At 36.4% G+C, this 22,461-nt stretch carries 15 protein-coding genes and 1 tRNA gene; 12 read left to right on the forward strand and 4 right to left on the reverse strand.

Going from position 1 to position 22,461, the window contains the following annotated elements:
- Positions 1–179: 179 nt before the first annotated feature.
- From gloA to priC, 4 genes are all read left to right on the forward strand, one after another.
- Positions 180–584: a lactoylglutathione lyase gene (gloA, locus tag BN1226_RS05665; protein ID WP_005759299.1), complete on the forward strand. Its 405-nt coding sequence runs from the start codon at positions 180–182 to the stop codon at positions 582–584.
- 90 nt (positions 585–674) lie between these two features.
- Positions 675–1,358 carry a ribonuclease T gene (gene rnt, locus BN1226_RS05670; RefSeq protein WP_005759312.1) on the forward strand — a complete coding sequence of 228 codons (684 nt, stop codon included), beginning with the start codon at positions 675–677 and terminating at the stop codon, positions 1,356–1,358.
- Positions 1,359–1,409: 51 nt separating this feature from the next.
- Entirely contained in the window at positions 1,410–2,783 is a 1,374-nt protein-coding gene (locus BN1226_RS05675) for a Na+/H+ antiporter family protein (protein ID WP_005759325.1), read from the forward strand.
- Between the two features lie 57 nt (positions 2,784–2,840).
- Positions 2,841–3,440: a primosomal replication protein PriC gene (gene priC, locus BN1226_RS05680; protein WP_005759310.1), complete on the forward strand. Its 600-nt coding sequence runs from the start codon at positions 2,841–2,843 to the stop codon at positions 3,438–3,440.
- A 53-nt stretch (positions 3,441–3,493) separates the two neighbouring features.
- Here priC and BN1226_RS05685 read toward each other — a convergent pair.
- Together BN1226_RS05685 and rpsO are read right to left on the reverse strand one after the other, a co-directional pair.
- A tRNA-Ser gene (locus BN1226_RS05685) sits at positions 3,494–3,583 on the reverse strand.
- A gap of 239 nt (positions 3,584–3,822) precedes the next feature.
- Positions 3,823–4,092, reverse strand: a complete 270-nt coding sequence (gene rpsO, locus BN1226_RS05690; protein ID WP_005759306.1) for a 30S ribosomal protein S15 — start codon at positions 4,090–4,092, stop codon at positions 3,823–3,825.
- A 196-nt stretch (positions 4,093–4,288) separates the two neighbouring features.
- On the opposite strand from rpsO, the gene BN1226_RS05695 reads away from it, so the two are divergent.
- The 3 genes from BN1226_RS05695 (at position 4,289) to BN1226_RS05705 (ending at position 8,048) form a co-directional block, all read left to right on the forward strand.
- Positions 4,289–5,398: a sugar diacid recognition domain-containing protein gene (locus BN1226_RS05695; protein WP_005759327.1), complete on the forward strand. Its 1,110-nt coding sequence runs from the start codon at positions 4,289–4,291 to the stop codon at positions 5,396–5,398.
- 127 nt (positions 5,399–5,525) lie between these two features.
- Positions 5,526–6,905 carry a GntP family permease gene (locus tag BN1226_RS05700; protein ID WP_005759307.1) on the forward strand — a complete coding sequence of 460 codons (1,380 nt, stop codon included), beginning with the start codon at positions 5,526–5,528 and terminating at the stop codon, positions 6,903–6,905.
- Between the two features lie 9 nt (positions 6,906–6,914).
- Positions 6,915–8,048, forward strand: coding sequence for a glycerate kinase (locus BN1226_RS05705; RefSeq protein ID WP_005759333.1), 1,134 nt, complete (start codon positions 6,915–6,917; stop codon positions 8,046–8,048).
- A gap of 81 nt (positions 8,049–8,129) precedes the next feature.
- Here BN1226_RS05705 and hpt read toward each other — a convergent pair whose 3' ends face one another.
- Both hpt and pmbA read right to left on the reverse strand, forming a co-directional pair.
- On the reverse strand, positions 8,130–8,669 hold the full coding sequence (hpt, locus tag BN1226_RS05710; RefSeq protein WP_005759320.1) for a hypoxanthine phosphoribosyltransferase: 540 nt from the start codon (positions 8,667–8,669) through the stop codon (positions 8,130–8,132).
- 259 nt (positions 8,670–8,928) lie between these two features.
- The gene (pmbA, locus tag BN1226_RS05715) at positions 8,929–10,284 is read right to left on the reverse strand and encodes a metalloprotease PmbA (protein WP_044470359.1); all 1,356 of its coding nucleotides are present in this window, start codon (positions 10,282–10,284) and stop codon (positions 8,929–8,931) included.
- Between the two features lie 95 nt (positions 10,285–10,379).
- Between pmbA and yjgA the strand changes: the two genes are divergently transcribed.
- The 5 genes from yjgA (at position 10,380) to BN1226_RS05740 (ending at position 22,454) form a co-directional block, all read left to right on the forward strand.
- Entirely contained in the window at positions 10,380–10,916 is a 537-nt protein-coding gene (gene yjgA, locus BN1226_RS05720; RefSeq protein ID WP_044470360.1) for a ribosome biogenesis factor YjgA, read from the forward strand.
- Between the two features lie 418 nt (positions 10,917–11,334).
- Complete coding sequence (locus BN1226_RS05725; protein WP_044470361.1) at positions 11,335–18,930, forward strand: two-partner secretion domain-containing protein; 7,596 nt, start codon at positions 11,335–11,337, stop codon at positions 18,928–18,930.
- A 13-nt stretch (positions 18,931–18,943) separates the two neighbouring features.
- Positions 18,944–19,303, forward strand: coding sequence for a hypothetical protein (locus BN1226_RS05730; protein WP_044470362.1), 360 nt, complete (start codon positions 18,944–18,946; stop codon positions 19,301–19,303).
- A gap of 204 nt (positions 19,304–19,507) precedes the next feature.
- Positions 19,508–21,499, forward strand: coding sequence for a VENN motif pre-toxin domain-containing protein (locus tag BN1226_RS05735; protein ID WP_239384669.1), 1,992 nt, complete (start codon positions 19,508–19,510; stop codon positions 21,497–21,499).
- A 1-nt stretch (position 21,500) separates the two neighbouring features.
- The gene (locus BN1226_RS05740; protein WP_044470363.1) at positions 21,501–22,454 is read left to right on the forward strand and encodes an immunity 49 family protein; all 954 of its coding nucleotides are present in this window, start codon (positions 21,501–21,503) and stop codon (positions 22,452–22,454) included.
- The last annotated feature ends 7 nt before the right edge of the window (positions 22,455–22,461 follow it).

Here is a 22,461-nt window from a genome sequence, read left to right on the forward strand (position 1 = left end):
GTATATTACTCCTTGATTTGTTTATAAACTTATTTTTACATATACCTATTTATAGGTATATACTCAAGCTTCACTATTCAATTTTGCGATCAGATTCACACTCTTCTTATCTAAGTGATTTTATGGCATAATTAACTTTACTTTTGATAATTTTTATGCATTTATTTTAGGAGAGAAAGATGCGTCTTTTACATACAATGTTACGTGTGGGAAATTTAGAGCGTTCAATTCAATTTTACACAGAAGTTTTGGGTATGAAATTGTTACGCACTAGTGAAAATCCTGAATATCAATATTCCTTAGCCTTTGTCGGTTATGATGATGAAGATAAAACCTCAGTGATTGAACTGACTTATAACTGGGGAGTCACCGAATATGAATTAGGCAATGCCTTTGGTCATTTAGCTATTGGCACTGATGATATTTATGCCACTTGTGAAGCCATTCGTGCGCAAGGTGGAAAAATCACCCGTGAACCTGGTCCGGTAAAAGGTGGCACAACAGTTATCGCATTTGCAGAAGATCCAGATGGTTACAAAATTGAATTTATCGAAAATAAAAGTGCTAAATCAGCATTGGGTTAATTCTCATCTGTAAAGTTCGACCTATTTTTTCATTTTTTATTGTACTATTGCTTTACTCGTACCTCCTTTATTTTAATTAGGATTATTATCGTGACAGAACTTCATACAGAAACAACAGAAAACGAAACAACTAATTACAATTTACTTAAAAATCGTTTTCGTGGTTATTATCCTGTAATTATTGATGTAGAAACCGCTGGTTTTAATGCCAAACAAGATGCATTATTAGAACTAGCAGCAATCACCGTTAAAATGGATGAAAATGGGTGGCTTGTGCCTGATCAAAAATATCATGCGCATATTGAACCCTTTGAAGGTGCAAATATTAACCCTGACTCATTAAAATTTAATGGTATTGATATTCACAATCCATTACGTGGTGCTATTTCAGAAACTGATGCAATTACAGGTCTTTTCCAAATGGTTCGTCGTGGTCAGAAAGACAATGGTTGTCAACGTTCTATTATCGTAGCTCATAATGCAACTTTTGATCAAAGTTTTGTCATGGCGGCGGCTGAACGTTGTGGTGTGAAGCGTAATCCATTTCATCCATTTGGCATGTTTGATACCGCAACTTTAAGTGGCTTTATGCTCGGACAAACAGTTTTAGTGAAAGCCTGCAAAGTGGCTAAAATTACATTTGATGGTAAACAGGCTCATTCCGCCTTATATGATACGGAACGCACGGCAGAATTATTTTGCTACATGGTAAATCATTTAAAACATTTAGGTGGTTTTCCACATATTGTACAATCTGATGATTCAGCAAATTAAAAGTGCGGTTGTTTTTTTTAAAATTTTTATCTAACCAAAAGGACCAATACAATGTTAACTAATCCAGTGGTACTCTCTATCATTGTTTTATTAGCGCTCAGTTTATTACGCATTAATGTGGTAATTGCCCTTGTTATTTCAGCGCTTGTGGCAGGTTTCTCAACACACTTAGGTGGAGAAAATATTGCTGTTCTAAGTATGAGTGACACCATAAAAACCTTTACCGAAGGCCTCGGTGGTGGTGCAGAAGTGGCAATGAACTATGCAATTCTTGGTGCTTTCGCAGTGGCTATTTCTAAATCTGGAATTACTGATTTATTAGCTTATAAAATTATTAAACGTCTAGGTAAAGCACCAAGTGGTAAATCAATGGCTGGATTTAAATATCTCATTCTTGGTGTTCTTGTATTATTTGCTATTTCATCACAAAACTTAATCCCAGTACATATTGCGTTTATTCCAATTGTGATTCCTCCACTACTCTCTATTCTCAATAAATTACATATTGACCGCCGTGCGGTAGCTTGTGTGTTAACTTTCGGCTTAACTGCAACCTATATGTTATTACCTGTTGGATTCGGTAAAATCTTTATTGAAAGTGTATTAGTAAAAAACATTAATACAGTGGGTGAAAAATTAGGTTTACAAACTTCAGTCGCTGAAGTTTCAATGTCCATGTTAATTCCCGTTTGCGGAATGATTCTTGGTTTATTATTTGCTGTTTTTGTCAGTTATCGTAAACCCAGAGAATACATCATTAATGTTGCTGAACCAACAACAGCAGAAATCGAGCAACATATTGCAAATATTAAACCATTCCATATCACTAGCAGTATTATTGCTGTTGTAGTCACCTTCGGTTTACAACTTTTCACAAGTTCAACTATTATTGGTGGGCTTGCTGGTTTAATTATTTTTGGTATCTGTGGCGTATTCCGCTTAAAAGAAAGCAATGATATTTTCCAACAAGGCTTGCGTTTAATGGCAATGATTGGATTTGTTATGATTGCGGCATCGGGCTTTGCTAACGTAATTAATGCCACACAAGGTGTCAATGATTTAGTACAAACTTTCAGCCAAGGCATTGAAAGTAAAGGTATTGCTGCTTTCTTAATGTTATTAGTAGGCTTATTAATTACCATGGGAATTGGTTCATCATTCTCTACTGTACCAATTATTACTTCAATTTATGTACCGCTTTGCTTAACCCTAGGTTTCTCTCCTTTAGCAACAATTTCAATTGTTGGTGTCTCAGCCGCCTTAGGAGATGCTGGATCACCTGCTTCTGATTCCACTCTAGGACCAACATCAGGTCTAAATATGGACGGTAAACACGATCATATTTGGGACTCTGTTGTACCCACATTCTTACACTTTAATATTCCATTATTAGTGTTTGGTTGGATTGCCGCAATGATACTTTAATTATCTCAAAATCTCCTCTACTTCGGGGAGATTTGTTTATCTAGCTTTAGGAATTTTATGCAAAAACTCACCGCACTTATTGATAAGTTACAAGAAAAAGTGACTACGCTAACTAAACAATTTTCAAATGCTGCTGATAAAAAAATTTATGCTAAATTTGACCGCACTTTATTTACTGAAGATTTTGAGAAAGGGGCATTTTATTTCTCACAACTGCAACAAACATTAGATCAAATAAAACAGCTAAATAATGACCAAATTGAACAAATTAGTTTTTTCACAGAAAAATTACTTGCACAATGTACAGCCCTTACCGATGCACTGAATATTGTGGAATTACAAACAAATAAAACAGCAACTAAAACAACGCAAAATAAACGTGAAAAATTAAAAGCACAGATTAATCAATTACCGCCAAGAGAACGTCTAGTTCGCTATTATGAAGCATTACAAGCGCTAAATGAAAAAGTAAGTGAATTACAAGATAACCTTGAGATTTGTACGACTGCTCAAGATAAAGGAATTTATTTACGACAAATTGAAATCACCAATCAACGCAAAGCAAGATGTATAGAAGCCATTGATATACTGGAAGAGTATTTATCTTTCCAAGAAGAAAAAGAAGAGAAAGAAAATAACAAAATAGAAAACAGTTAATTCAAAAAGCAAAAACCCGTAAATCTTTCAACTTACGGGTTCTTTAAATTAAGTGGCGGAGGAAGTGAGATTCGAACTCACGGAGGGCGTAAGCCCTCGCCGGTTTTCAAGACCGGTGCCTTCAACCGCTCGACCATTCCTCCGCAATTAAGCGAGGTGAATAATACGTTTTTAAGCCTTTAATGTCAAGCGCAAGTAAATAAAAAAATAAACTTTTAACCTGATTGATGAATTTTAAAACAAAATAATAATATAAGGCGTTATTTATTATTTTTAAATGAAATGATTAATTGAATTTTTAACTTATATTTAATTTTATTTTAAATAATCAGCTCATAAAAAAAGCCCTCGCAAGGAGAGCTTTCTGTAATATTGCTAAGAATTAGCGACGTAAACCTAAACGGCTGATTGTTTCTTGGTAAAGTGCTAAATCTTTACGTTTTAAATAATCTAAAAGTTTACGACGGCGTGAAACCATACCTAATAAACCACGACGACCATGATGATCTTTTTTATGTTCTGCAAAGTGAGCTTGCAAGTGGTTAATTTGTGCAGTTAATAATGCAATTTGAACTTCTGATGAACCTGTATCTTTTGCATCACGACCATATTCAGCAACGATTGCTGCTTTTTGTTCTGTAGTTAGAGACATATTAAATCCTTATAACTAGGGTTTGTTAATGATACATCGTTAGCCGATCTCTAATCCAGCTACGACAAGGAGCTAGTATTGTAGCCATTAGATATAAAAAAGCAATAAATATTTATCATTTCATTCGGCTATGATGCATAAGTTCTGCTAAAATTTTTGTAAATCTAACCGCACTTTTCTCGTAAAAGGAAACGCTATGCTTCTCAATCAAATGATTGCACAAAAAATTGTTCAACGTGCAATGAAAATAATTGGTTCATCGATTAATGTAATGGATCAAAATGGCATTATCATTGCTTCTGGCGATACCAAACGCCTTCATCAAAAACATATTGGTGCGATCTTAGCAATCCGTGAAAATCGCACTATCGAAATTGATGAGCAGCTTGCCAAAAAATGGAATGATGAAGTACAACCTGGTATTAATTTACCTATTAATTATTTAGGCAAAATACTTGGTGTCATTGGTATTTCAGGAGTCCCTGAAAAGATTAGTGCTTATGCTGAATTAGTCAGAATGACAGCCGAGCTGATTATTGAACAGCACGCAGCCTTAGAAAAAGAACGTTGGACACGCCGTTATCGAGAAGAATTTATCATAAAGTTGCTGGAAGATAGCTCTTCTCATAATCTATCACAAATCCTTGAACAGACTCATGGATTTAACATTGCATTAGCCCCTGAAAGTGCGGTGATCATTATTAAATTTTTGCAAGCAAATATAGAAAAATTGCAAACTACGCTGAGTTATTTGGAACAGACCTTTCCACAAACCCCATCAGTGCCCATTGGATTAGATCAAATTGCAATGATTATGCCAATCTCCATATTGACAACTATCACTCAACAAAAACAAATTAACCATTTATTACCTTTATTGCAGATTCAAGAATATAAACTCTCTATTGGCTTAACAACCAGTTCAATAAATAGCTTTCATCTTTCTTATCAAACAGCAAAAGCCACTTTAGAATATGGCTTAAAACAACATCCTAAAAAAACCATTTATTCATTTTCACAAGAACGCTTTCCTGTGTTAATCAACACTTTTTCTGAATCATGGCAACATGCATTATTAACTAGCCCACTTCATAAATTAGTGCAACAAGATCCCAACGGCATACTTAGAAAAACTTTAAAACAATATTTTTTATCAAATTGTGATCTTTCTCTCAGTTCAAAATCTATGTTTATTCATATCAATACATTACGTTATCGAATAAGTAAAATAGAAAAAATAACTGGCTTAAATATCAATAAGATAGAAGATAAATTTATTCTCTATATCGGTACATTTCAACTTTAAAAAATTAGATGTTTACATAAAAATAAGAAATAAAACAATCAATTTTTTGTATTTTAATACAAAGATTTTATAGTCAGATTTATCAATAATAAGACTGACCTATTTATTTTATCTAAGGAGCATTACTATGTCTGGTATTTCTCTTATTATCACATTTATCATCGCTATCATAATTATGATTTGGATGATATCAAAATTAAAAGTCCATCCGTTCTTAGCATTAATGAGTGTTTCTCTTGGTTTGGCAATTATTGCGGGCATTAGCTTAAATAAAATCCCAAGCATTATTGGTGATGGATTTAGTGGCACATTTAAAAGTATCGGTATTGTGATTATCTTTGGTGCCATTATTGGTACTGTGCTAGAAAAAACAGGTGCTGCATTAAAATTAGCAGATATTGTAGTCAATATCGTAGGGCAAAAACGTCCTGAATTAGCCATGCTGATTATGGGCTGGGTCGTAGGTATTCCAGTATTCTGTGATAGCGGTTTCGTTGTATTAAATCCAATTCGTGAAGCGATTAGTAAAAAAATTCTAGCCAACCCAATTAGTATGTCAGTAGCACTAAGTGCTGGTTTATATGCTTCTCATGTATTTATTCCACCAACACCAGGACCAATTGCAGCTGCTGGCGCTGTGGGTTTAAGCTCAAATATTCTACTGGTGATCATTATGGGGGTTGTAGTTTCTATTCCTGTTTTAATTGCTAGTTATATTTTTGCCAAATTCACGAGCAAAAAGGTAATGTTAGAGCCATCAGCTGAAGATGATCAGCTAATTACCCAAAGTTATGATGATTTACTTAAACATTATGGACCTTTACCAAGTGGCTTCTTAAGCCTTGCACCAATCATTATGCCAATTTTCTTTATGGCATTAGGTTCAATTGGCAAAATTATGGGATTAGAAGGTGATATTGCGGTACCCGTTCAATTCCTAGGAAATCCTATTATTGCTTTAGCGATTGGTGTTATTTTCTCAATTTTCTTGTTAGTGAATACTAAAAAAACTGTAGAATTTAATGAATTAACTAATGAAACATTGAAAATTGTTGGCCCAATCCTCTTTATTACTGCGGCAGGCGGCGTGTTAGGAAAAGTCATTACAGAAGCTGGCTTTGTAGAGTATATAAAACAAAATGCTGTAACTATTAGTGCTGCTGGAATTTTCTTCCCATTCTTAATTTCTGCAATTTTAAAAACAGCACAAGGAAGTTCAACCGTAGCGATTATTACAACAGCATCCATTATGGGGATGTTCAATGCAAGCGATTCACTAATGAATGCCTTAGGTTTAACCTCTGAAATGGGTGCAGCTTTAACCGTTATGGCAATCGCCTCAGGGGCAATGTGTGTATCTCATGCAAATGACAGTTATTTCTGGGTAGTGACTAACTTCACCAAAATGACACCACAACAGGGTTATAAAACCCAAAGCTTGCTCACCTTTATTATGGGAATTGTCGGTATGATAACCGTTTATATTCTTTCATTATTTTTACACTAAGGTAATGATATGAAAATTCTAATTGCACCAGATTCCTTTAAAGAAAGCCTTATTGCGCTAGAAGCGGCTAAAGCTATTGAAGAAGGCTTTAAAAAAGTCTATCCCACTGCGACCTATATCAAGATCCCAATGGCTGATGGTGGCGAAGGAACTGTACAATCACTTGTAGATGCCTTAGAAGGCGAGCTAATTGAAGTTGATGTGAAGGCTCCGCTTGGCAATAAAATTAAAGCGAGCTTCGGGATTTCTGGTGATAAACAAACAGCTATCATTGAAATGGCAGCGGCATCAGGGTTGCATTTAGTTCCACCATCAAAACGAGATCCTCGTAAAACCACAAGCTACGGCACTGGAGAATTAATTAAAGCCGCTTTAGATCTCGGGGTTAAAAGAATTATTCTTGGTATTGGTGGTAGTGCAACTAACGACGCAGGAGCAGGAATGCTACAAGCTTTAGGGGCGAAACTACTAGATCATAATCTCCATCCAATCGAACCCATAGGCGAAGCACTTATCAATGTTAGACAAATTGATATTAGCCAGTTAGACCCTCGTTTACAAGGCGTACAATTAGACGTGGCTTGCGATGTGGATAATCCACTCTGTGGTGAAAATGGCGCCTCTGCGATATTTGGTCCACAAAAAGGCGCAACAGCGGAAATTGTGCAACAACTTGATAAAGCGCTTTACCATTTTTCTCAAATACTCGAAAAAAGCCTCAAGCTTAACATTCGTGAGCATGCTGGAGCAGGTGCTGCTGGTGGAATGGGAGGCGGATTATTATTACTGCCTAATGTCAATCTAAAAGCTGGCGTACAAATCGTCATGGAAGCAACTCGACTCGCTCAATATGCGGAGCAGGCAGATCTTATCATTACGGGTGAAGGTCGCATGGACTCACAAAGCATCCATGGTAAAACGCCAATTGGTGTTGCGAAAACCGCAAAACAATTTGGCAAACCTGTGATCGCTATTGTTGGTTGTTTACGTGAAGATTATGAAGTGGTCTATGATCATGGGATTGACGCAGTATTTCCAATTATTCGTCAATTAGCTAGCTTAGAGGACACTTTAAGGCTCGGCTATGCGAACTTAGTTTCTACTGCACAAAATATCGCTAGACTCTATCAATTGCACCATTAACAGATCAATTTACAAACAAAAAAGTGCGGTGAATTTTCTAAAAATTTACCGCATTTTTCATTTTCAGTTGGTTAACCTAACTTATTCTTCCAACACAACTTTACCAATATAACCTAAATTGCGATAACGTTGTGCATAATCAATGCCATAGCCCACCACAAACTCATCAGGAATTGGAAAGCCTACCCACTCAACAGGCACTTGTACTTCTCGACGTGAAGGCTTATCTAATAATGTACAAATAGCAATTGACTTAGGGTGACGTAGTCCCAAAATTTCACGAACCTTTTCTAAGGTATAACCTGTATCAATAATATCTTCCACAATTAATACATGTTCATCTTTAATATCGCCATCTAAATCTTTGGTAATTTTCACATCATGATTAGTCGTCATGTCTGAACCATAACTTGCAGTTGTCATAAATTCAATTTCAACAGGCAATTTAAGTTCACGTACTAAATCAGCCATAAACATAAAAGAACCACGTAATAGTCCTACGACAATTAATTTATCAATCTGTTTTTGTTGATAATATTGAGTGATTTCTATACCTAGTTGTTGAATTTTTGCACGTACGTCTTGTTCTGAAATTAAGACGTCAACATGATGTTTCTTCATAAAATATTTTCCAATGATTGAGTTAAACAGAGCTTTGAGGTCGCTCATAATATCACAAAAAAAAGACCGATGTTAAAAAACATCGGTCTTTTAGTACCCTAACGAATTTACTTTGTACTCTACCTGTTTGGAGCTATCTATGCCGACTAAAAATAACCTCTACCAAATTATTTTTAATCATTTCCTTAACAGATGTGTGTATCTTATAGAAGTAAAATTCACTTGTCAATAAGAATTATTATCATTTGCAAAATATTTTTTAATTACCTGAAATTTTCATACTTTCTAGTAAAATTGACCCAGTTTGAATATTTGAACGATGTTCAATGTCATCAGATACTGCCACAATATCATGCAACATATCTTTGAGTTGCCCTGCAATAGTAATTTCTGCCACTGGATATTGGATCTCACCATTTTCTACCCAAAAACCTGACGCCCCACGAGAATAATCTCCAGTAACCATATTAACACCTTGCCCCATCAGATCTGTGACTAATAAACCATGTCCCATTTCACGTAACAAACTTTCTAAGCCTCCCGTTTTATTCGGGCGGACTAACCAATTATGAATCCCACCAGCATGGCCTGTACTTTGCATACCTAATTTACGACCGCTATAACTGGTTAATAAATAAGTACGTAAAATCCCTTGCTCAATAATTTCGCGAGCTTCAGTTCTTACCCCTTCACTATCAAATGGTGTAGAAGCTAATCCCCCTTTTAGATGAGGACGTTCACTAATTTGGAACCAATCAGGCAAAATTTGTTTCCCTAAATAATCTAATAAAAAACTCGCCTTACGATATAAACTTCCCCCACTGATTGCCCCTGCTAATGAACCAATAAGCCCTGTAGCAACATCATTTAAAAAAATCACTGGTGATTCTTGAGTGGATATTTTGTGAGGTTGTAAACGAGCAATCGCTTTTTTAGCGGCATTCTCCCCTACCCACGCAGGATTTTCTAATTGGTTAAAATCTCTAGAAATAGTATATTCATAATCATTTTCCAATTGCTCATCAATGCCACTAAGCACAGAACAAGAAAGAGAATAACGACTAGATAAATAGCTTTGTAACATACCATAACTATTCCCATAAACTCGCACACCATTATGAGAATTAAAGCTAGCACCATTACTATTTACAATACGTTTATCATAATTTAAAGCAGCTATTTCAGCTTGTAAGGCTAATTCAATACCTTTATCCACATTAATATCAGCCGCTTTATATAAAGCTAAATCAGGCGCTTCAAAGGCAATTAATTCTCTATCAGCCAAACCTGTACAATCATCTGGTGAGGTATATTTTGCAATCGCTAATGCTGCATCCACAGCATTTTTAATTGCAGCTTGACTAAGATCTGAAGTGGATGCATTCCCTTTTTGTTGACCTAAATAAACAGAAATGCCTAATGCACCATCATTATTAAATTCAACATTCTCAACTTCTTTTAGACGGGTTGAAACCGATAATCCATTTACTTTAGTAACTGAAACCTCTGCGGTAGCTCCCGCTTTTTTTGCAATATCTACCGCATAACATACGGCATCACGTAATTCCTGTTCCTGCTGTTTTAAAAGTGCGGTTTGATTTTCTAAATTTTCCATATAAAAGCCCTACTAGCATGATTTTCACTGCATTTTATCTTATTTTTAGGTTTTATGCTAAAATGCTACGGGTCAAAATTAAAAAAGGAAGCAAAATGAAGAAACGTGGCAAAAAGCCTGAACTTGATTGGGAAACAGAAGATCAAGAAGAAATTATCTGGGTCAGTAAGAGTGAAATTAAACGCGATGCGGAAGCTCTTAAGAAATTAGGTGCAAAATTAGTGGAGCTCACAAAAACTAACTTAGAAAAAATCCCATTGGATAGCAACTTATTAGAAGCAATTGAGCTAGCTCAACGTTCAGTAAAAGAAGCTAAACGTCGCCAATTACAATATATTGGTAAATTATTACGCTCTACAGACATTGAGCCAATTCAAGAAGCATTAGATAAAATTGAAAATAAACATAATCAACAACAAGTTATGTTACATAAACTCGAATTTATGCGAGATGACTTAATCGCTAAAGGTGATCAAGGTTTAGCAGATTTAATCAATGAATATACTCAACTAGATCGCCAACATTTACGTAATTTAATTCGTTCAGCACAAAAAGAAAAGGAACAAAACAAACCACCTAAAGCTTATCGTGAAATTTATCAATATTTAAAACAAATGATCATCGGAGATTAATTTCTAGCCGAGCAAAAGTGCGGTTAAATATTCAAAATATTTTTCTATTATCTCCTTGCTATACAAACATTATTTAACTAAATAATTAATCATATCCTGATTGCCTTAAACAGTCAGGATTTTTATTATACAATTGGAATGCTTATTCCAAGCGTTTATTCAGGCACTGCTCTTTTATTAAAAATAAACGAAATGAATCAAATTCGTTAGTACCTAATATAGATAATATTTTATTATTGAGATTTATTCCTATTTGCAAACTTACTGTTGTTCTTATAAACTACAGAAAACCTCAACTCCATCAGGCTAAAGCATTGCAATTATTGAAGCAATATTTAATTTATCTTCAGTATAAAGTTAAGATGGGTGGAAAGGATTTAATTAAATTTATATTCATTTAAATAATAAAGGAACTGTTATGAATAAACATTGTTTCCGTGTTGTTTTCAATAAAACCTTACAACGCCTGGTGGTTGTTTCTGAGCTAGCAAAATCAGAAGGGAAATCCACTGAGAAAAAGAATTTTAGTTTTCCAAGCATAACGGTTCGACTAAAAACACTCGTATTCAGCTTATTTTGTGCACTGGGTTTTATATCATTTTCAAATTTGGCACTGGCGGATGCCTTAATTATAAGAGCCGATAAAACCGCCCCGAAAACCCAACAACCGATTATCCTTTCTACCGCCAATGGCTTACCTCAAGTAAATATCCAAACCCCAAATGATAAAGGCCTTTCCCATAATAAATATTCACAATTTGATGTAGCTGAAAAAGGGGCAATTTTAAATAACAGCCGCACCAACACTTCAACTCAATTAGCTGGAAACATTACCGCTAACCCTTACCTTGCTCGAGGCGAAGCAAAAGTCATTTTAAATGAGGTGAATTCAAGCAAACCAAGTGTAATGAAAGGCTATATGGAAGTGGCAGGTAAAAAAGCCCATGTGATTATTGCCAACCCAAGCGGATTACATTGTGATGGTTGCGGTGTGATTAATGCCGACCGTGCGACCTTTACCACAGGAAAGCCAGAGATTAACCATGGTGTGGTGGAAAAATTCCAAGTTGAGAAAGGCAAAGTGACTATTGCGGGTAAGGGCTTAGATAACAGCAATGTAGATTACACGGAAATTCTTGCCCGTGAAACCCAAGTAAATGCAGGAATTTGGTCGAAAAAAGAAGCCAAAGTAATAACTGATAAAAATACCGTTAAGCGTTCAGATTCCGACAATAATTTGCAAATAATTAGCACTAAACAACCGCTTGCAGATGAAAGCCAACCGCAATTTGCCATTGATGTAGGCAAATTAGGTGGTATGTATTCAGGTAAAATTTATTTAGTTGGCACAGAAAAAGGAGTTGGAGTACGTAACGCTGGGCATATTGGAGCGAGTTTTGATACTCTTCAAATAGATAGCCAAGGACGAATTGTTAATACTGGAATATTAAATGCCGAAAAAGCCATGAACTTAACGGCAACACAAGATATTGATAACCAAGGTAAAATTGAAAATAAACAAGGGAATATTCAGCTTCGTTCCAAAGCAAAAATTGAAAACCGAGGTTCCATTGTCGCTCGTGGTGGCAATATTGATAAAAAAGCAGATAGTCATATTCAACAAAGTGGTGAAACGCTAGCAAAAGGCAATGTTAGCTATACGGCTCCAACAATTCACGCAACTGAAACCTCATTGATTGCCGCAGGGGTTAATGTAACAGATGATGCACAGGGTGAAACTCGTCAGTTAGAGAAAAAATCAGCTAAAGGCAAATCCATTCAACTAACTAGCTCAAGAAAAACTACGGCACAAGGCAAAAATATCGCCTCTGGAGGCATCACAATATCAGCTAGTGAGGTTAATGTCAGCCAAAGCCATACTTCAGCTCATGGGATTGAGATAAAAACGACAAAAGATCAAATACAAGCAAATCACGCAACATTAATAGCGGATAAAGCTCTCTCTCTAACAACACCAACAACATTAGATACTCAACATAGCCAGTTAAATGCCGAGAATCTTTCTCTTTTTTCACAAAAATTAATCAATCATAGTGGCGAAATTCAAGCTCGCTCACAGCTTGCTCTCACAACACATTTATTGGATAACCAAGCAGGCTATATCCGTAGCCAAACAGGACATATTCATGCGAATAAGATTGATAATCATGCAATCTCTGAAACTGGCTCATTGATTTATGGCAACTTGCTCAGCTTACAGGTCGACCATTTAGATAATCAAGGCACCAAGGCGAAAGGAAATCAACCGACACAAGGTATTCAAGGATCAGATTTAACCTTTGAGGCGAACACCTTAAATAATCAGCAAGGTGGTATTTATAGTACAGAAAAGGTAAATATTAGTGCTGCTCATCTTCTTAGCAATCAACAAGGTGAAATCGTTGCCCTCAATAAGATACAGATAAAAAATCCCCATGATTTAATGATAAATAACCAAAAGGGAGTGATACAAGCGCATCATGCTATTGATTTACAAGCGAAAGGATTACTATCAGAAGGGTTAATTAGAACCCTGGGTAATTTAACCCTCGATCTCAAAGACAGCTTAACTTTACATCAAGCATTTGAAGTTGGTAATAACCTTAGCTTGACAACCCAAGGAGATTTTAATAATCATGCCGAACAACGTGTTGGCAATAAAATGACTATTTTGGCAAATCATCTTGTCAATAATGCACATGCTGAGCTTTCTGCAAATGAAACTACTTTATCTGTAAAGCAGTTAACTAATAGAGGTTTAATTGATGGTAATGAAACTCGTATCACTGGTACAGATATTACCAATATTGGCACAGGACGTATCTATGGTAATCATTTAGCACTAAAGGCAAATAAACTAGAAAATCTTGCTGAAAAACAAAAGGATGAAACCCAATCAGCAACTATTGCTGCCAGAAAACGCTTAGATTTTGGCGTGAGTTCCTTAACCAATCGAGATCATTCTTTGATTTTAAGTTTAGATAAATTATTTATTGGAGGAGCGTTAGATAGCAATTATCGAGCAATCGGTAAAGCGACTCTTGTGGATAATGGCAGTGCGACTATTGAAGCCTTGGGCGATGGCGGAATAAATACGACAAGATTAAAAAATCACGACCTTTATATTAAAACGGGCATCAAAACCGACAAACAATATTTTAAAGAATATAGTCCAGAAAATAGCAGTGATGTTTATTTAGGACGAGACGGCGTAAATGCACAAGGCTGGTTAGATTGGAATAATAATAACCGTCATGACCGTAATGCCTATTTTCGCTTTGATAATGGCACTTCTGTAGGCTCCCCTACTTGGTTCCAAAAATTTTATACTCGAACTACGCATACCACTACATTAGTTCACCAAGACCCAGCTAAAATTGCCTTTGGTGGAAATTTATCCCTGGCTGGAGAACATTTGCTCAATTATGCGTCAAAATTATTGATCGGAGAAAAATTGTTATTAGGCGATCGCGTAATCGAACATAATCTTAATAATAGTGATTTAAGTAGCAAAGGTACACATCTTGAGAATATTGATTTAATTGGAGAAATCCATCGTCTTGATGAAGGAGAAACCTCAACCTTAGTGTCAAAAAGAAAGCATAAAGGAACAAAAAAAGTTTGGGCACATTACACCGAAAATATTAATGAAAATTTTAACCGCACTTTACCCGTTGAGACCTTTGGTTTTAGTTTAGTGTTAAATCAGATTGGACGCCCTATTTCAAGCGAAGCTGAAATAGCCAAGAAAGCTGACCCTAAAACAATTCAAGTCGAAAATTTAGATCTGCCTCATGTGAATAAATCACCTATTGAGACGGTTCCTCTTCCACAAGCTAGCCTTTATAAAATCAATCCTGATGCTCCTCATGGTTATTTAGTTGAAACTGATACTCGATTTACCGACCCTAAACAATGGTTGAGTTCAGATTATATGTTTAAACAACTACGACATAATCACGAAAATGTACATAAACGTTTAGGTGATGGTTTTTATGAGCAACGGTTAATCAACGAACAAATTCATCAACTCACAGGACGGCGTTATCTTGAAGGTTATCATGATGATTTAGCCCAATATCAAGCCTTAATGAATAGTGGCGTGAAATACGCTAAACAGTTTAATCTTGCCCTAGGAGTAGGTTTAACCGCTAAACAAATGTCAGAGCTCACCACCGATATGGTGTGGCTAGTCAATAAAGACGTCACCTTAGCAGATGGTCGCCATTTAACAGTGTTGGTACCTCAAGTTTATTTAGTAGCTAGAAATAGCAATATTAGTGCTCAAGGGGCAGTAATTTCAGCGAATAAGATTATCGGGGCAGTAGATAACTTAGAAAACAGTGGCGTAATTGCAGGACGAGATTTAACCCTTATTCACGCTAACCAACTTAAAAACCAAGGTATGATTTTAGGCGAAAGTGTCGATTTATCCGCTAAGCAGAATCTCATTAATTTAGGGGGTAAAATTGAAGCGGTAAAAGATTTATCCCTTTATGCTGGTAAAAAACTAGACATTCAAAGTACCCTCTCTTCTGCCGAGAATAAAGCGGGGAATTTTGCTCGCACTGTCTTAGACCAAAAAGCAAGTGTGAAAGTAACGGGGAAAAATGGGCATTTAAATTTACATAGTGATGGGAATTTAACCATTAAAGCTGCCGATATAGAAAGCCAAGGTGCTCTCACTGCAAGTGCAGGAAATCATCTACAAATCACCACACTTAAGCTCAACAACAAAGAGCATAATAACACCGATAGCGATAACTACTACCGTTTAGACCAGCAATATGAAGTCGGTAGTCACTTAGTTGGTCAAGATACGGTCATGCTCATAGGGCAAAACAACACCACCTTGCGTCAAGCCTCGGTGAGTAGCCAGACTGGTAAAACCATGATTGGTGCAAAAGGCGATGTTCGTATTGAATCAGGTACACAATCAGAAACCTTAGCTACTCATTCAAAAACCAGTAATCATGATATGGTGAGTAAAAGCAGTGAAATTCGAGGTCATTATCATGACAACACTGAAGCTGTCGCCAGTGAGGTCGATGGTAAACATGTCACCCTCGCTTCCGAGAAAGGAAAAGTAGATATTAATGGTTCTTCAGTAGTTGCTGATAAACAATTAAGCATCGCTGGAAAACAAGGAGTAAACATCACTGCTGCTCAAAATAGCCACTATGAAGAAAATGAACATATTGAAAGTAAAAGTGGCTTAATGGGGGGCGGTGGCATTGGTTTTACCGTGGGTTCTAAAAAAGAGCAAATTGAGCAAGACCAAATGCAGCAAAGTGCGGTTGCTAGCCAAGTAGGAAGTTTATCAGGGAATACCGATATCCACACCGCAGGAGAATATCGACAAACAGGTAGTATTGTCACTTCAAAAAACGCGGATATCAATATCAGTGCAAAATCAGCAAATATCTCTGCGGTACGTTCGGATTATAAAAGTCACTACAAATACCAAATGGAGCAAAAAGGCTTCTCTTTAGCCCTTACTGGTGCAGTGGCGAATGCGATACAAGCGGTGGATTCTGTCACAAAATCGGTAAAAATGGTTGGAGAAAGTAAGAATAATCGCATTAACGCAATGGCAGCGGCGAATGTGGGCTTTGAAGCCATGAATGCGGTGGATAATCTGAGTAATGTTGCCGATGCGGTTTCAAAGGGGTCTGTAACAGGCGGAGCCGTTGGTGTACGCCTCGCTTACGGGCAACAAAAATCGGTGCAAACCCAACATAGTGAGGGCAATCTTGCAGAGAAAAGTCAAATCAATGCTGGCGGTAAGGTGAATATCCAAACTCAAGGTGCAGGCAAAGACGCTACCCTCTCTATTACGGGGTCAGATGTTGTAGGCTTAGGTGGTACCCACTTAAAAGCGGATGGCAACATCAATATTGAAGCCGCAGATGAAAACCACTTAGAACGCAGTAATAATAAATCCAGCGGATTTAATCTAGGGGTGGCTGTTCAATTTGGTAATCATGTATTGGCTGGAGTTACAGCCAGTGGCAATGTGGCAAAAGGCTATGGCAATGGCGAAAGCCAAGCATGGGTAGCCAGTCAAGTGGGTAGCCAAAACAGCCAAACCATAATTGAAAGCACAGCGGATACCGCCATTAAAGGAAGCCAAATGAAAGGCAACCAAATCAGCGTTTCAGCAGAAAATCTGTCTATTAAAAGCTTGCAAGATACTGCCAAATATCAAGGTAAACAGCAAAATATCAGCGGACAAGCAACCATGGGTTATGGTTTTTCAGCAAGTGGTAGTTACAACAAATCTAAAATCAACTCAGATTATGCCAGCGTGAAAACTCAGGCGGGAATTTTGGCGGGTGATGGTGGTTACGATGTAGACATTAAAGACAAGGTACAGCTTACGGGAGGCGCTATTCTCTCTTCCGCAGAATCAGATAAAAATGCATTATCGGCCCGCACATTCAGCTTTACCGACATTAAAAATCACGCAAATGCTGAAGCCAGTTCAACAGGTTTTGATATGGGATTTTCTGTCGGTAGAGACCAGACTTCTAAGGAGGATAAAGAAAAAAATGAGATTTACCGTGCTGAGAGAGAAAGAAACGGCGAAACATTTGAGCAGACCAACCCAAATCAAGCCAATCGTAGCCCAATTCAATTTGGTTTAGGTGAAAATGACGTACATAGTGCCGATTTTTACGCTATATCAAAAATCGGAGCGGTTAATTTATTGAGTAATACGAAGAAATCTGAAAATGCTTCCAGTACAACTTCATCTGTGATTAGTAACGGGCGATTCACTATTCAGGATTCGGAGGGGCAGGAAAATATTAAAGGTATTACAAAATCAACAACAGAACAAACTCATCATTTAGACAAACCTGATTATCAATCTCTGCAAAAAGAAGCGGAAACAGATTCAGCAATTAAACGACAATTCTTTTCAAATATGGCAGGGTTAACCGATGAGGCTTATCGGACAATGTTTATAGCCGAACATAGAATGATGACCGCCAAGATTGATGAGAAGGGAGAACCTATAAAAGATAAAAATTTAGAAAATCAATTGAATGATGAAGCTAAAAAAGTAGCTGATGAAAAATTAAGAAAAGGAGAAATTACTCAAGAAGTGTATGAAAAAGAAATAGATAAATATAGAGCTAGCGAATTAGGTAAAGGCCGCAATGTTTATCAACTAAGAGAAGTTTCCGATCAAGAAAGGAATCATCTGCAAAAAGTAACCTATAAAGATCCGCTCACTGGTAAATCGGAAACAAGGTATGTAGTGGCATTTAATGGCATTTTTAACGATGAAAACGCAGCAGCGAAATTTGCATGGCAAAACTATGTAGCTAAAGAAAGTGAATCAGGAAAAATAAATACTCGTATCCATAAAGATATTTATTTTGTACATCATCCAGAGGCAAAAAATAAATTTTCTGAATTACTCGTGGCGGGTTATGAAAAGATATTTGAAACCTCTTTTGGTAACTTACTGGGAATGGATAATTCCAGCTTACAAGCCAAACAGATTATGACGAAGTATGGTAAAGATAATCTATTCATTGGTTCACACAGTCGAGGCACCTTAACTGTGGCTAATGCCATAAACTCACTAAATACTCAAGAAAATCGTGAGGCTAAATTACTCTCAGGTACTAAAGTAAAAATGGTGGGGCCTGCAGCTAATGTGACTAATACCGATAATTCCTTAAGTCAGCTACAAACAGGTTCCTTAAGAAACGAGGCTAACAAAGAGGGAGCTATTCGTATTGAAAACCATCAATTAGATCCCGTAGGTAGCTTACCATTTCTATTAGGAGGAAATCCATCAACAATGAATGATAATTATCAGAATAGAGGGATAATAAAACGAACGATTGATATGTTTGGAGATGATTCATCGGTGCATAATTGTCATGGTCTAGGACAAAAACAATGTGTAACGGATGGTTATCGTAAAGATGAAAAAGACCTAATTATGAATAAAGAACGAACAATTTATGATTTAAACAGAAATTCAAACCATAAATAATAGGAGAAATTTTATGAGAGTACTTTGTATGATTTTTAGTATTGCCTTTTTGGTTAGTTGTTCATTTGGTGGGTTTAAGCCACCTAAACTATACTATATATGGTATACAGGAAAGTCATTTTATGACCCCAATACTGGAGCTTGGATTGGGAAGTTTGACTTTTTCACTCAAAGAGAGGTTGATATGCGAGCTTGTGGAATGGATCCTGTATTAGGTGAAAGTGTTGAACTTAAAGTTAATTTATGTATGGAAAAAAAAGGATGGTATTTGGAACAAGGTCCCGTATGCGAAGAAAAGTATGTCTGGAACGAGCCAGAATGTATTAAATGGCGAGCTAAACACAGCAAACCAGATGCTAAGCCTTGGGGATAATAACACAAATATATTAGTGCAAAATCAGCAAATATCTCTGCGGTACGTTCGGATTATGAAAGTCACTACAAAAGCACCTTTAAGCGAAAAGGGTTCGCCAATTACAAAGGCAGCAGTTTCGGTATAAGCGGAAGTGTTGCCGCAAACTTTGATACTCCGTTTGGCAACAGTAAAACGGGCATAGCCCAAAGCAATAAGCAGGCGGTGAATGAAAAAGGCGAGAAGCTCTACATTAATCAAAATGGGGAAGAAACGACAAAAGCCGAAACGGATGGTAATGCGAATAAAGCCAAACTGGCAAGTGGTTGGGCTTCTTTACAGACGGATTTAAATGTGGGGTTTGGCTCGGATGAAGATAGCCAATCCAGCCAAACCATCTCGGGGATTAATACGAAAAATATTACTATCCGAGACGAACAGGGGAAGCTTGACAGAACGGGCAAAACCGCAGAACAAATTAAAGCGGAAGTCAAAACTGATATTACGACAGATACAGCCGAAAGCCGTTCAGGGAAATTGGAAAATAAATTTGATAAGAAGAAAGTACAGAACGAATTGGATTATCAGGTGAAAGTGATTCAAGAATTCCAAAGTATCACTTTAGCAACGATAAATGAAAAAGCAACTGCTCACGCAGAAAGCAAACGGGAGGAAGCGAATCAAGCCAAAGCAAATGGTAATCTAGCTAAGGCAATAGAGCTGGAAAAAGAAGCAGAAAAATGGGAAATAGGCGGAGCTTATCGACAAGGAGTGAATGCTATTACCAGCGCAGTAGGCTTAGCCTTAGGTGGAAGCCCAACAGCAGGAGTGGTAACAGGAGCGGTTTCGCCTTATATGAATACGGTAATTAAAGAGATTACACAGGATAACAAAGCAACTAATATTTTGGCACACGCTGTATGGGGAGCAATAGAGGCTTATACTCAAGGAGGTAATGCAACAAGTGGTGCAGTTGCAGGTGCTAGCGGTGAAATGGTGGCTGAAATTATCAGCAAAGCTCTTTATAACCAACCTAACCCTAAAAATCTAACAGAAGAACAAAAACGGCAAGTATTGGAGCTAAGTCAAGCTATTGCAGGAGTAGCAAGTGCAGCAACCAGCTCGGTGACAGGCGGTGATTCACTTACCACTGCAAAAAATGCTCGAGTTGGAATGCAGATTGCGGAAAATGCGGTGGAGAATAATGCTTTATATGTTGATTTAATGCCTATAACAGAAAGTGAAAAAATAGAGCTTGTTGCTGAACGGTTTTTTGGTGGAGATTGGCATAAAGCGATGCTTTTTATAACTTCTTATAGAAAAGCAGAAGGGAAAGGTATTATCAATAATGTAGTAGAATCTGTAGAAAGTGTTATTAACCTTGACCAAACTATTAAGGATTTAGCTTATGCGATAACAAACCCTAATGAAATAGTTGATAAGATAGTTCTTTCTGGAAAAGAGCTTAGCACTACTTTAGATTACGCAATGAAAAATGATCCAGCTTTAGCTGGAGAGATTCTTGGGTATATTGATGGTAACTTAACAGGAATACCAGGTTCAAATATTGTTTTAGGTGGTGTAGCAGCAAAAACTATCCAAAAAGCAGCTTATTTAGCTAAAACATCTGGTATTGCGGTAATAGATCAAGTTAATCGTTTCAAAAATTACTCTGTATTAAATAAAGTTATCAATGAAGTTGATAATGTAGCTATTTCAACAAATAAAGGCTTTATTAATGCAAGCAAAGTTTGCAAATCAGCGTGTGAATTAAAACCGACTAATGCTGCAGAGAAAGATTTAATTGAAAAAATAGTTAATTATGGAGATCCGAAAGGTGATTTAACAGAAAAACTCATAAATGATCTTGCTAACCGTTCTGGTTATAAACCATTAGCGGGAGGGAAATATGGTTCAAATAATGGTTTTGATCATGTTTTAGTTGGAAAAGATGGTTCTATTGTTATTATTGATAGTAAACAAATTAGAAATAGTACGATTCAGATCAGCTCTAAAGGTGCTGGTGGAACGAATCAATTATCATCAGACTGGATTACTAATGTTATCAATCAATTACCTAAAAATGATGCTGTACGTATAGCTATAGAGAAATCGGATCCTACTTCTATTAAAACTATTGTAGCTGGAATAGATAAATCCGATAGAGCAATCAAGCTAATTCCAGTAAAAGTTCCAAATTCAAAAGGAGTAAAATAGTATGTCAATAAATTATACTATTTATTTAGGTAGCTCAGGAAAACGTAGTTATCAAGAAAGCGTAGAACATGTACAGGGGCGTGCAGAATATATTTGGGGTAGAGGATATGCGGATGAAGAAGTAGGCGTAAATGCTTTTTTAAACAAGATATATTCTGGACAAGGGAATGTATTATTTTGTATGGGCAGAATAGGTGTTTATTATGAAGCTAAGGCATCTTTCGATTTGTTGTTACACTCTGATATTATCGCATTCAAACAAGATGCTTATATTGGAGCTAAATTACGAATATTAAGTAGCGAAGAACCATTGTCTTGGATTAGTGGTTATAATACTTCTTGCTTGTTTTTACCAATTATGTCTGATAATCCAGATTTAATCCATTTTCTGATTAATTCTAGAAATCATTTTTTAGGAGAATATAAGAGAAAAGATACCTATAGTTTCTTTTTAAAAAATACTTTATTAGCTTTAGCTGGTGATTGGTCTGAATTAAAAATACGTGCAGAAACTTTTTTAAATGAGCCTAATAAACAAAAAAGTGATGAAAAACGTATCCCTGATCATGAATTTTATATTGCTTTATGTAATAAAGATATTGAAGGAATGAAAATAGCACTAGAAAAATTGCTTGAGCCAAAATTAGCCAAGAATGCAGTTTATGATAATAATGTTTGGTTTGATTTTTATTTGCAGATGCAAGTATTGATGTATGCGAAAATTGCGGCTATTCATGGATTTGATTTAGAGATTGATAGTCCGATAGCTCCGAAAGAATTAATAGAATATAAACCATTGAAAAAATATGAAGATCCTTATGATTTTATGAGGGATTTTGATTATAGCCAGCCATTAGAAAATTGGATTAGTTTTTGGAAACAGAAAGCAGACAATGCTAAGCACCTAGAAAACCAGAAAGGAAAAGGATTTCTTTCTAGATTTTTTGGTATATAGGCAGTTC

The organism is Mannheimia massilioguelmaensis, assembly GCF_000940515.1.
In the GTDB taxonomy this organism is placed as follows: Bacteria; Pseudomonadota; Gammaproteobacteria; order Enterobacterales; family Pasteurellaceae; genus Basfia; species Basfia bettyae.

What these genes read in the sequence shown, in the direction of transcription:
- rpsO (WP_005759306.1), bottom strand. Translation starts at nt 4,092, where the DNA reads ATGTCTCTAACTACAGAACAAAAAGCAGCAATCGTTGCTGAATATGGT.
- BN1226_RS05700 (WP_005759307.1), top strand. Translation starts at nt 5,526, where the DNA reads ATGTCTGGTATTTCTCTTATTATCACATTTATCATCGCTATCATAATT.
- priC (WP_005759310.1), top strand. Translation starts at nt 2,841, where the DNA reads ATGCAAAAACTCACCGCACTTATTGATAAGTTACAAGAAAAAGTGACT.
- BN1226_RS05740 (WP_044470363.1), top strand. Translation starts at nt 21,501, where the DNA reads ATGTCAATAAATTATACTATTTATTTAGGTAGCTCAGGAAAACGTAGT.
- BN1226_RS05725 (WP_044470361.1), top strand. Translation starts at nt 11,335, where the DNA reads ATGAATAAACATTGTTTCCGTGTTGTTTTCAATAAAACCTTACAACGC.
- BN1226_RS05705 (WP_005759333.1), top strand. Translation starts at nt 6,915, where the DNA reads ATGAAAATTCTAATTGCACCAGATTCCTTTAAAGAAAGCCTTATTGCG.
- gloA (WP_005759299.1), top strand. Translation starts at nt 180, where the DNA reads ATGCGTCTTTTACATACAATGTTACGTGTGGGAAATTTAGAGCGTTCA.
- hpt (WP_005759320.1), bottom strand. Translation starts at nt 8,669, where the DNA reads ATGAAGAAACATCATGTTGACGTCTTAATTTCAGAACAAGACGTACGT.
- BN1226_RS05730 (WP_044470362.1), top strand. Translation starts at nt 18,944, where the DNA reads ATGAGAGTACTTTGTATGATTTTTAGTATTGCCTTTTTGGTTAGTTGT.
- pmbA (WP_044470359.1), bottom strand. Translation starts at nt 10,284, where the DNA reads ATGGAAAATTTAGAAAATCAAACCGCACTTTTAAAACAGCAGGAACAG.
- BN1226_RS05675 (WP_005759325.1), top strand. Translation starts at nt 1,410, where the DNA reads ATGTTAACTAATCCAGTGGTACTCTCTATCATTGTTTTATTAGCGCTC.
- BN1226_RS05695 (WP_005759327.1), top strand. Translation starts at nt 4,289, where the DNA reads ATGCTTCTCAATCAAATGATTGCACAAAAAATTGTTCAACGTGCAATG.
- yjgA (WP_044470360.1), top strand. Translation starts at nt 10,380, where the DNA reads ATGAAGAAACGTGGCAAAAAGCCTGAACTTGATTGGGAAACAGAAGAT.